This window comes from Streptomyces griseus (assembly GCF_900460065.1).
Taxonomy (GTDB): domain Bacteria; phylum Actinomycetota; class Actinomycetes; order Streptomycetales; family Streptomycetaceae; genus Streptomyces; species Streptomyces griseus.
This window is the reverse complement of sequence record NZ_UAVD01000029.1, coordinates 660,287-670,701: the sequence shown is the minus strand read 5'-3', so window position 1 is coordinate 670,701 and position 10,415 is coordinate 660,287. Positions and strand designations below refer to the sequence as shown.

Annotated in this window: 2 protein-coding genes (1 of these 2 cut by a window edge); both read right to left on the bottom strand. The window is 76.1% G+C overall.

What is annotated here, in order from left to right; translation table 11 throughout:
* A partial coding sequence (locus tag DTB53_RS22660; protein ID WP_172595282.1) for a non-ribosomal peptide synthetase occupies positions 1-3,075 on the bottom strand: 3,075 nt, incomplete at its 3' end.
* Positions 3,072-10,415, bottom strand: partial view of a non-ribosomal peptide synthetase gene (locus DTB53_RS22655; RefSeq protein ID WP_012377803.1) — the end only. Its footprint extends 8,238 nt past the window's final position; 7,344 of the gene's 15,582 nt are visible here — the last part of the coding sequence; the start codon falls outside the window, past its right edge — the gene reads right to left on this strand; its stop codon occupies positions 3,072-3,074. The genes DTB53_RS22655 and DTB53_RS22660, both read right to left, overlap by 4 nt.

The following is a 10,415-nucleotide window of genomic DNA, read 5'->3' as shown; positions in this document are numbered from 1 at the left end:
GGGGCTGAGCCTGAGGCCCCTGCGGCGGGCGGCCCCGACGAGCTGGATGGCGGAGATGCTGTCGCCGCCGAGCGCGAAGAAGCTCTCCTCGACGCCGACTTCGGGCAGGTGGAGGATGTCGGCGAAGAGGGCGGCGAGTTCCTTCTCCCGGTCGGTGCGGGGGGCGGTCCCCGCACCGGTGGCGGTGAAGTCGGGTGCGGGCAGGGCCGATCGGTCGGTCTTGTTCGCCGCGGTGAGCGGCAGTGCGTCGAGCAGCACGACCGCCGCGGGGACCATGTGGTCGGGCAGCCCCTCGGCGGCCCAGGCGACGATGTCCGCCGGCCGGGGGTCGCCGCCCGGGGCGGGGACGGCGTGGGCGACGAGCCGGCGGACGCCGCGGCCATCGGTGTGGCCGGTGACGACGGCCTGGGCGATGGCGGGGTGGGCGGTGAGCCGGGCCTCGACCTCGCCGGGTTCGACGCGGAAGCCGCGGATCTTCAGCTGGTGGTCGGTGCGGCCCGCGTACTCCAGCTCTCCCCGCTCGTTCCAGCGGGCCAGGTCTCCGGTGCGGTACATGCGGGTCCCGGGCGCGCCGAACGGGTCGGCGACGAAGCGGTCGGCGGTGATCAGCGGACGCCCGAGGTAGCCGCGGGCGAGGCCGGGGCCGCCGATGTACAGCTCGCCCAGGACGCCGGGGGCGACCGGGCGCAGGGCGTCGTCGAGGACGTAGGCGCGCTTGTTGACGTCCGGGGGGCCGATCGGCACGGGGCCGCCGGCCCACCGGGCCGGAACCTCCCAGGTGGCGGAGTTCACCACGGCCTCGGTGGGCCCGTAGGCGTTGAACAGGCGGTGCCGGTCGGCCCAGGCGCGGACCACCTCGGGGGGCAGGGCCTCGGTGCCGACGACGAGGGACATGCCCGCGGGGAGGGAGGCGTCGAGCGGCAGGGAGGCGACGACGGTCGGCGGGATCACGGCCAGGGTGATGGCTGCACGGTTCAGGAAGTCGGCGAGCGGTGCTCCGGCCCGCTCCTCCTCCGGGACGACCACCAGAGTGGCCCCGGCGAAGAGGGAGTTGGCGAGTTCGGCGAAGGTGACGTCGAAGCTGGGGGACGCGAACTGGGTGACGCGGTCGCCGGGCCGGGTGGCGAAGCGGGCGTGGGCCCAGGTGACGAGGTCGACGAGCGGACGGTGTTCGACGAGGACGCCCTTGGGCCGGCCCGTGGAGCCGGAGGTGTGGATGAGGTAGGCGCCGTTGTGGAGGCGCAGGGGGGCGCGGCGGTCGGCGTCCGTGGGGTCGTGGCCGGGCAGCCCCTCGGGCAGCCGGTCGGTCGCGATGACGGTCGCGTCGCCGGACCAGGGGGTGTGGTCGGTGCCGGAGTGGGCGAGGACGACGGCGGCGCCGCTGCCGGCGATCAGGCCGGCGAGGCGTTCGGCGGGCTGGTCGGGGTCGAGCGGGGCGAAGACGCCGCCGGCCTTGCCGACGGCGAGCTGGGCGATGTGGACGTCGGCTCCCCGGCGCAGGGCGACGCCCACGACGTCCTCGGGGCCCACGCCCGTGGCGATGAGGGCGTGGGCGAGCCGGTTGGCGCGGGTGTTCAGTTCCGTGTACGTGAGCACGCGTCCGGCCGCTTCGACGGCGGGCCGGTCGGGGTGTGCGGCGGCCTGCCGTTCGAAGAGTTCGGGCAGGGTGGCGGGTTCGACGTCGGTGGTGTCGGCGTTGAAGGTGTTCAGAACCCGGTCGCGTTCCTCGGGGGTGAGGAGGTCGGTGCGCGGCAGCGGTCGGTGCGGGTCGGCGGTGAACTCCTCCACGGCGCGGCGCAGCCGGGCGGCGATCCGCGCGGCTTCTCTCCCGCCGATGGCGTCGGCGCGGTAGCTCAGCCGCAGGAGCGGCCCTCCGTCGGCCCCGGGGGCGGCGACCAGGGTGAGCGGATAGTGGGTGGCGTCCCGGCCGGTGACGGCCTCGACGCGCAGTCCCGCGAACTCCTTCTCCCGCGCGTCCTCCGGGTCGTCGGGTCCGGAGTCGACGAGGTAGTTCTCGAACACGCACAGCGTGTCGAACAGCGGGCCGCCGGTCTCGGTGAGCTTCTGGATCCGGGCGAGCGCGACATGGTGGTGCGCCAGCAGGGCGGCCTGCTCGCCGGCGGTGCGCCGGACCAGTTCGGCGAGGGTCTCGTCGTGCCGGATCCGGACGCGTACCGGAAGGGTGTTGATGAACAGCCCGACCATGGAATCGGCTCCGGCCAGTTCGGCGGGCCTGCCGGACACGGTGGTTCCCGAGACGATGTCCCGGCGTCCGGTCAGGTCGGCCAGGACCAGGGACCACAGGGTCTGGACGACGACGGGCACGGTGACGTCCAGCGCCCGGGCGGTGGCCGCCAGGGCCCTGGCGGAGCCCGGGGACAGCTCCACGTCCCGGGTGGCCGGCTGGGCCTGCGGCTGCCCGTCGAGACCGGGTGCGATGACCGTCGGGCCGTCGAGGCCGGCCAGCGCCCCGCGCCAGGCGCGCTCGTCGGCCGCGGTGTCCTGGGCGGCGGCCCAGGCCAGGTAGTCGCGGTAGGGGCGGACCTCGGGCAGGGCGGTGGTCGAGCCGTCGGCCGCGTACAGGGCGAAGAGTTCCTGGACGACGCGGGCGGTGGACCAGCCGTCCAGCAGGAGGTGGTGGTGGGTGAACAGGAGCCGGTGGCGTTCGGCGGACAGGCGGATCGCGGTGAAGCGGACCAGCGGTGGCCGGGCCAGGTCGAAGCGGGTGTGCCGGTCGGCGTCGGCGAGGCGTGCGACCCGCCGGTCGCGCTCGGCCGCGTCGACGCCGGAGAGGTCGGTCTCCTGCCAGGGGATGTCCACGGTGTGCGGGACGACGGTGACCGGGTCGCCGTTGCGGCGGGTCCGGAAGGCCGCCTTGAGGTTGGGGTGGCGGTCGAGGAGTGCCGCGACGGCGCGGCGCAGCCGGTCGGTGTCGAGCGGTCCCGTCAGGTCCAGGCCGAGCTGCACGTTGTAGACGTCCAGCGCGCTGTCGTCGTAGGACGACAGGAAGTAGAGCCCCTGTTGGAGCGGGGACAGCGGGAGTATGTCCTGCAGTCCCTGGGGTGCGCCGGTCACGTGGTCCTCCACTCGTCTTCGAACTCGTCTATTTCGTCCTGGCTCAGCGTCAGCAGGCCGAGGTCGGACGGGGTGTGCCCGGCGGCCTGGGTGCGGGCGGCCGCCACCAGGGTCTCCAGGGCGGTGCGCCACCAGCGGTCCAGGACCGTGATCTCCTCGTCGCTCACGAGGCGGCTCGCGTGGTGCCAGCTGACCGAGAGCTCGGTGCCGGAGGGGCGGCGCAGCGCGGTGAGGTCGAGATCCACCGCGGTGTGGACGCCGAGCGCAGGGGCCGGACGCCAGACGGCGGCCGACTCGGGGCTCGGCGTCCAGGGTTCGGGCGCGGCGGCGTCGGCCTCGCCGACGTCGTAGCGGCCCAGGTAGTTGAAGCCGGTCAGAGGTTCGGTGCGGTCGGCGAGCGCGGCCCCGGACGCGGCGTCCAGGTGGCGCAGCTGTCCGTAGCCGATGCCGTGGTCGGGGACGGCGCGGAGCTGCTCCTTGATCTGCTTGAGGAGCCGTCCGGCCGCGTTCGGATCGGCGATGGTGGTGTCGGGGCCGGCTTCGGTCAGACGCCCCCGGAAGGGGTATTGGCTGGTGAACCAGCCCACCGTCCGGGCGGGGGCGGCGACTTCGGGGAGTGCGGCGTCACGGCCGTGCCCTTCGAGCAGGACGAGGGTGCTCTCCTCGTTGCGCCAGCGGCTGTGGGCGAGGACGAACGCGGTGAGCAGGACGTCCTGTTCGGTGCAGTGGAACGCTGCCGTCACCTCGGTGAGCGCGGGTTCGGCCAGGTCCGCGGGGACGGTGGTGATCAGCCGGTGGACGGTGTCCGGGGTGTCCGTGGCGGGGTCGGGTTCCCGGCCGTACGGGGCGGGCCCGGCACCGCCCAGCACCTCGCTCCAGTAGGGGAGTTCGGCGCGGCGGTCGGCGGCCGTGGCGGTCAGGGCCCGGGACCAGGTGCGGAACGACGTCTCGACCGGGGGCAGGGAGGCGCCGGGTCCTGCGCACAGCTGGGCGAGGTCGGGCAGCAGGATCCGCCAGGACACCGCGTCGACCACCAGGTGGTGGGCGACCAGGAGCAGCCGGCCGGGTCCCCCGTCGCCGGGGTCGAACAGGGTCGCGCGCAGCATCCGGCCGCTGTACGGGTCGAGTTCGCCGACGGCGGTGCGTGAGGCCGCCGTGATCGCGTCCGCGAGGGAAGCGGACCCCACGGTGGTCAGCGCGTCGTCGGCGAGGGCCGGGTCCTCGGGAACGCGCAGCGTCCACGTGCCGTCCTCGGCTCCGTCCAGCCGGGCGGCGAGAACGGGGTGGTGGGCGACGAGACGCCCGAGCGCCCGGCGCAGGAGCTCGGCGGTGAGGCCGGGCGGGGTCGTCACCAGGAGGGACTGGTGGTAGGTGCGGTGGTCGCCGCCGCGCCGGCGCAGCGCGTGCATGACGGGCGTGAGCGGTACGGCTCCGGCTCCCGGGTCGTGGACCAGGGCCGCGGCCTCCTCCCGGCGGGCGACGCGGGCGAGGGCGGAGACGGTGCGCTGCTCGAAGACGTCGCGGGGGCTGATCACGAGACCCCTCCGCCGGGCGGCGCTGACCAGCACGATGGAGGTGATGCTGTCGCCGCCGAGGGCGAAGAAGCTGCTCTCCCGCCCGACGGCGGGGAGCTTCAGCAGGTCGGCGATCAGTTCGGCCAGGAGCTCCTCGGCCGGGTCCTTGGGCCGCTCCCCCGCCGCGGGGTCCGCGACGGCGGGCGCGGGGAGCGCGGAGCGGTCCACCTTCCCGCTCACGGTGAGCGGGAAGCGGTCCAGGACGACGACGTCGGAGGGCACCAGGGCCGCGGGCAGGAGCTTCGCGCCGTGGGCGAGCAGGTCGGCGGGGAGCGGTGGCGCGGCCGGGTCGCCGGGGGTGACGTAGCCCACGAGCCGGGCGGCCCCTGACGGCAGGTCGTCGCGGACGAGGACAAGGGCGTCCCGGACGTCCGGGTGGCCGAGCAGGGCGGTGCGCACCTCGGCCGGTTCGATCCGTACCCCGCGCAGCTTCACCTGGTCGTCGGCGCGGCGCAGGTACTCCAGCTCGCCCCGCCCGTTCCAGCGGGCCAGGTCGCCGGTGCGGTAGAGCCGCTCCCCCGGTGCGCCGAACGGGTCGGCGACGAAGCGTTCGGCGGTCCCCGCGCTCCGGCCCGAGTAGCCGAGGGCCAGCTGGGCTCCGCCCAGGTACAGTTCGCCGCTCACCCCGGGCGGTACGGGCCGTAGGGCCGCGTCCAGCACATAGGCGCGGGTTCCGGCACCCGGGGCGCCGAGCGGGACGAGGGGCCCTTCGCCGGGTACGGCGGGGCGGGCGGTGACGTCGACGGCCGCCTCGGTCGGCCCGTACTGGTTGACGACGGGGGCGGCGAACACCTCCGCACAGCGCCGCACCAGCGTGTCGGTGAGGGCCTCGCCGCCGCTGAAGATCCAGCGCAGCGAGGTGCAGTGCGCCGCGTCGGGTTCGGCGGCGAACAGGGCGAGCATCGAGGGCACGAAGTGGACGGCGTGGACGCCGTGTTCGCGGATCAGCCGGACGAGGCAGGCGGGGTCCCGGTGCCCGTCGGGTCCCGCGACGACGACGGCGGCCCCGGCGAGCAGGGGCCCGGTCAGCTCCCAGACCGAGACGTCGAAACCGGGTGCCGCCTTGGCCAGCATGCGGTCCCCCGGCCCCAGGGGGAAGCGCCGCTGGGTCCAGGCGAGCCGGTTGGCGAGCGCCCCGTGCGGGACGACGACGGCCTTGGGGCGGCCCGTGGAGCCGGAGGTGTGCAGGATGTACGCGGGCTGCGCGGGGTGGGGTGCGGCGGGGGCGGGGCCGGCGGGCGCGGGCGGGCGCGGGTCGTCGAGGAGCAGGACGGGCCGGTCGAACCCGTCGGGCAGCAGGTCCCGGTGGGCGCGGTCGGTGAGGAGCACGGCGGGCGGGTTCGCGTCGAGCATCGCGGAGAGCCGGGCCGCCGGGTGGTCCGGGTCGAGGGGCAGGTAGGCGCCGCCGGCCTGGAGCACGGCGTGGGCGGCGGTGACCAGGCCCGCGGAGCGGGGCAGCAGGACGGCGACGGGTTCGCCGCGGCGCACCCCGTGGGCGCGGAGCGGGGCGGCGAGCGACCGGGCGTCGCGCAGGAGTTCGCCGTACGGGACGGTGCGGTCGCCGTCGATCACGGCGGGGGCGTCGGGTTCCAGGGCGGCCCGCTCGGCGAACTCCCGGGCGACGGACAGCACCCGCACCGGCTCCTCGGCGCTGTTCCAGGAGTCGAGGAGCCGGTGCCGCTGGTCTTCGGTGAGCAGGCGGATACCGCCCACGGGCCGCTCGGGCCGCTCGGCGAAGGCGGCCAGGACGCGCTCGTACCAGTCGGCGATGCCGCGTACGGTCGCCTCGTCGAAGAGTCCGGTGCGGTAGGTGATGCCCCCGTTCAGCACGCCGTCGGCGCCCGGTTCCTGGACCAGGGTGACGGTGAGGTCGAACTTGGCGGTGTGCGTGTGCACCGCGACGGGCGTGCTGCCCAGGCCGCCGAGTTCCGGTCCTTCCGCGGTACGGGTCTGGTAGTTCAGCATCACCTGGAACAACGGGTGCCGCTCCAGGGAGCGTTCGACGTCCAGCAGGTCCACCAGGCGCTCGAAGGGGACGTCTGCGTGGTCGAGCGCGTCGAGGGTGGCCGCCCTGGCGCGGGCCACCAGCTGGGCCGGGGTCGGGTCGCCGCCGACGTCGGTGCGCAGGACCAGGGTGTTGACGAAGAAGCCGACGAGGTCGTGCACGGCGGCGTCGTCGCGGCCGGCGACGAGGGTTCCCACGGGGATGTCGTCGGTGCCGCCGATCCGGTGGAGCAGCACGGCGAGCGCGGCGTGGGCGACCATGAACGGGGTCGCGCCGGTGCGGGAGGCGAGCCGCCGCAGTCCGGCGCTGACCTCCGCGGAGAGGGCGAACTCGACGATGCCTCCGTCGTGGCCGGTGTCCGGCCTGCGCGGCCGGTCCACGGGGAGGGGCAGTTCGGCGGGGAGCCCGGCGAGTTGGTCCCGCCAGTAGCGGACCTGCCGGCTGATCTCGCTCTCCTCGTCGGCCTCGTCGCCGAGCAGCGTCCGCTGTCGCAGCGTGTGGTCGGCGTACTGGAGGGGCAGCGCCGCCCACCGGGGAGCGCTGCCGTCGGAGCGGGCGGCGAGGGCGGTGGCGAGGTCGTCGAGGAGCGGGCGCACGGACCACTCGTCCCCGGCGATGTGGTGGAGGACGAGGAGCAGCACGTCGTGGCGCGGGCCCGCCCCGCCCTCGGGGGCCACCCGGAACAGGGCGGCGCGCAGCGGCGTCTCCCGCTCCAGGGCGAAGGGCAGGGTCGCGGCCCCGGCCAGCGCGGCGTCCAGGGCGTCCGGCGTCGTGGTCCGGACGGTGAGGGGTGCGGGGGCGTCGTCCGGGGCGAGGACGCGCTGCACGGCACGGCCCTCGCGTTCGGGGAACACCGTGCGCAGCACCTCGTGGCGTGCGGTGAGGTCGGCGAGCGCCTGTTCCAGTGCCCGTTCGTCGAGTGTGCCGGTGAGGCGGAGGGCGATGGGGACGTTGTACGCGGCGGTGGGTTCCTCCTCCAGCCGGTGGAGGAACCAGAGGCGTTGCTGGGCGGCGGAGAGCGGTGGTTCGGCGGGGCGTGGCAGGTGCGCCGGTTCCGGGGACCGGGCGCTCCCCCGGGCTCCGCGCAGCAGGGCGGCGGTCGCGGCAGGGGTGCGCGCGGTGAACAGGTCGCCGACGGACAGCTCGGTGTCCAGGAGTGTCCGGGCCCGCCCGACCAGGCTCATCGCGGACAGCGAGTGCCCGCCGCGCTCGAAGAAGTCCTCGTGCGGGCCGAAGCCGGGCAGTCCGAGGGCGTCGGCGAAGATCCGGCAGAGCAGTTCGGTGCGCTGGTCGTGGGGCGGCAGGTGGCCGGGGCCCGCCGGTTCGGCGGTGCGGGGGGCGGGCAGGGCCGCGCGGTCGAGCTTGCCGTTCTCGGTGAGCGGCAGCACCGCGACGGCGACGAGGTGGGCGGGGAGCTGGTAGTCGGGGAGGCGGGCGGCGAGGCGGGCGCGGAGCGCGTCGGTGTCCAGGGCGGTGTCCGGTGCGGGGACCGCGTAGGCGACGAGGGCGGGGCCGCCCGGGAGGTCGGTGCGCAGGACGACGGCGGCGCCGGCGACGCCCGCCTCGGCGAGGAGGGCCGCCTCGGTCTCCCCGGGCTCGACGCGGTGGCCGCGCAGCTTGATCTGGTCGTCGGTGCGGCCGAGGAAGTCCAGGGCCCCGTCCGGCCGGACGCGCACCAGGTCGCCGGTGCGGTACAGCCGCTCCCCCGGCCGCCCGTGGGGGTCGGCGACGAAGCGTGCCGCGGTGGGGGCGGGGCGGCCGTGGTAGCCGCGGGCGAGCCCGGCTCCGCCGATGTACAGCTCGCCGGGCACTCCGGGCAGGCTGGGGCGGAGGGCGGTGTCGAGCACCCGGAGGGTCGTGCCGTCGAGCGGCGCTCCGATGGGCAGTGGCCCTGCGTGGGGCGCTTCGGGGTCGAGGGGGTGGGCGGTGGCGAACGTGGTGGTCTCGGTGGGTCCGTAGCCGTTGACGACGCGGAGTCCCGGCGCGGCGGCGTGCGCGGCGGCCACGGCTCCGGGGGCGACCACGTCGCCGCCGGTCCACACCTCGCGCAGGGCGGTGAACGTCTCGGGGGCGTCCTGGGCGAGGAGGGCGAAGAGTCCGGCGGTGAACCAGGCGCTGCCCGCGCCTGCGACCGCGGCCTTTCCGGCGGCCCTGCGTGCCGTCGGCCCGGCGGCCTCCTCGCCGGTCAGCAGCGAGCGCCAGCGGGCTGGGTCCAGCGGCGCGTCGGGGGCGAGGAGCAGTTCGCCGCCGCGCAGCAGGGTGCCCCAGATTTCGTGGGTGGCCGCGTCGAAGGAGTGCGGCGAGTGGACGAGTACCCGCCGGTGGGCGTCGCCGGCGAACCGGCTGTCGGAGGCGAGGGCGAGGACGGCGGCTTCGGGGACGGCGACGCCCTTGGGTTCGCCGGTGGAGCCGGAGGTGTACATCACGTAGGCGAGGCGGTGCGGGGCCGCGGTCGCGGGCGGCACACCGGGCGGTCCCGCCGGCGCGTGGTCCGCGGGCGGGTGGAGCACCGGCTGGGGACCGTACGCGGCGGTGGCGCCCCCGGGCCCGGCGACCAGGGCGACCGCGCCGGCCGCGCCGAGGACGGTGCGGACGCGTTCGGCGGGCCAGTCGGGGTGCAGCGGGAGATAGGCGGCTCCGGTCCAGGCGGCGGCGAGTTCGGCGACGACCAGGTCCACGGAGCGCGGCAGCAGGAGGGCGACCACCTGCTCGGGTCCGGCCCCGGCGTCCCGCAGGCGGTCCGCGAACCGGGCGGCCCGCGCGACGAGTTCCGCGTAGGTCACCGGCCGTCCGCCGTCGAGGGGTCGCACGGCGATGGCGTCCGGGGTCCTCGCGGCGACGGCGGCGACCGTGCCGGCGCAGCCGAGGGCGGCGGGGGCGCCCGGCTGCCCGGTGAGGCCTGCCGAGGTCTCCGGCGCGAGGTCGAGCCGGCCGGCGGGGAGGTCCGGCCGGTGGGCGAGGTGCTCCAGGGCCCGGGTCAGCCGGTCGAGGACGGCCCGGGCGGCCGGGGTGTCGTAGCGGTCGGGGCGGTGCTTGAGGACGAGCCGCAGCCGGTCGCCCTGGAGGGTGATCGCGAGGGTCAGGGGGTAGTGGGTGGCGTCCCGCCCGCCGACGCCGCGTACGTCGAGTCCGGCGGCGCTCTCGCTGCGGGAGAGCGCGTCGTCGTCGAAGGGGTAGTTCTCGAAGACGGTCATGGTGTCCAGGAGCGTGGGCATGCCGAGGATGCCCTGGATGTCGGCGAGTCCGAGGTGCTGGTGGTCGAGCAGGGCGACCTGGCGCTCGTGCAGGTCGGTGAGCGCCTCGCCCAGGGTGCGGGCGGGGGCGGTCCGTACCCGGGTGGGCAGGGTGTTGACGAAGAGGCCCAGCATCCCTTCCACACCGTCGAGTTCGGCGGGGCGGCCGGACACGGCGCTGGCGAAGACCACGTCGTCGCGTCCGGTGATCCGGGACAGGACGAGCCCCCAGCCGGTCTGGACGAGGGTGTTCAGGGTGGTGCCCGTGGCGCGGGCGCGGTCCTGGAGCGCCGCGGTGAGCGCGGGGTCGAGGACGGTCGCGGTCTCCTCGGGGACCAGGGCGGTGGACGGGCCGCCGGAGGGGGCGATGAGGGTGGGTTCGGTGACGCCGTCCAGGGCGGCGCGCCAGGCCGCTTCGGCGGCCGGCCGGTCGCGGCCGGCGAGCCACCGCGCGTAGTCCGCGTAGGGGCGGCGGCGCACCGGGGGCAGTCCGGCGTAGGCGTCGAAGAGATCGGTGAGCAGGAGCGG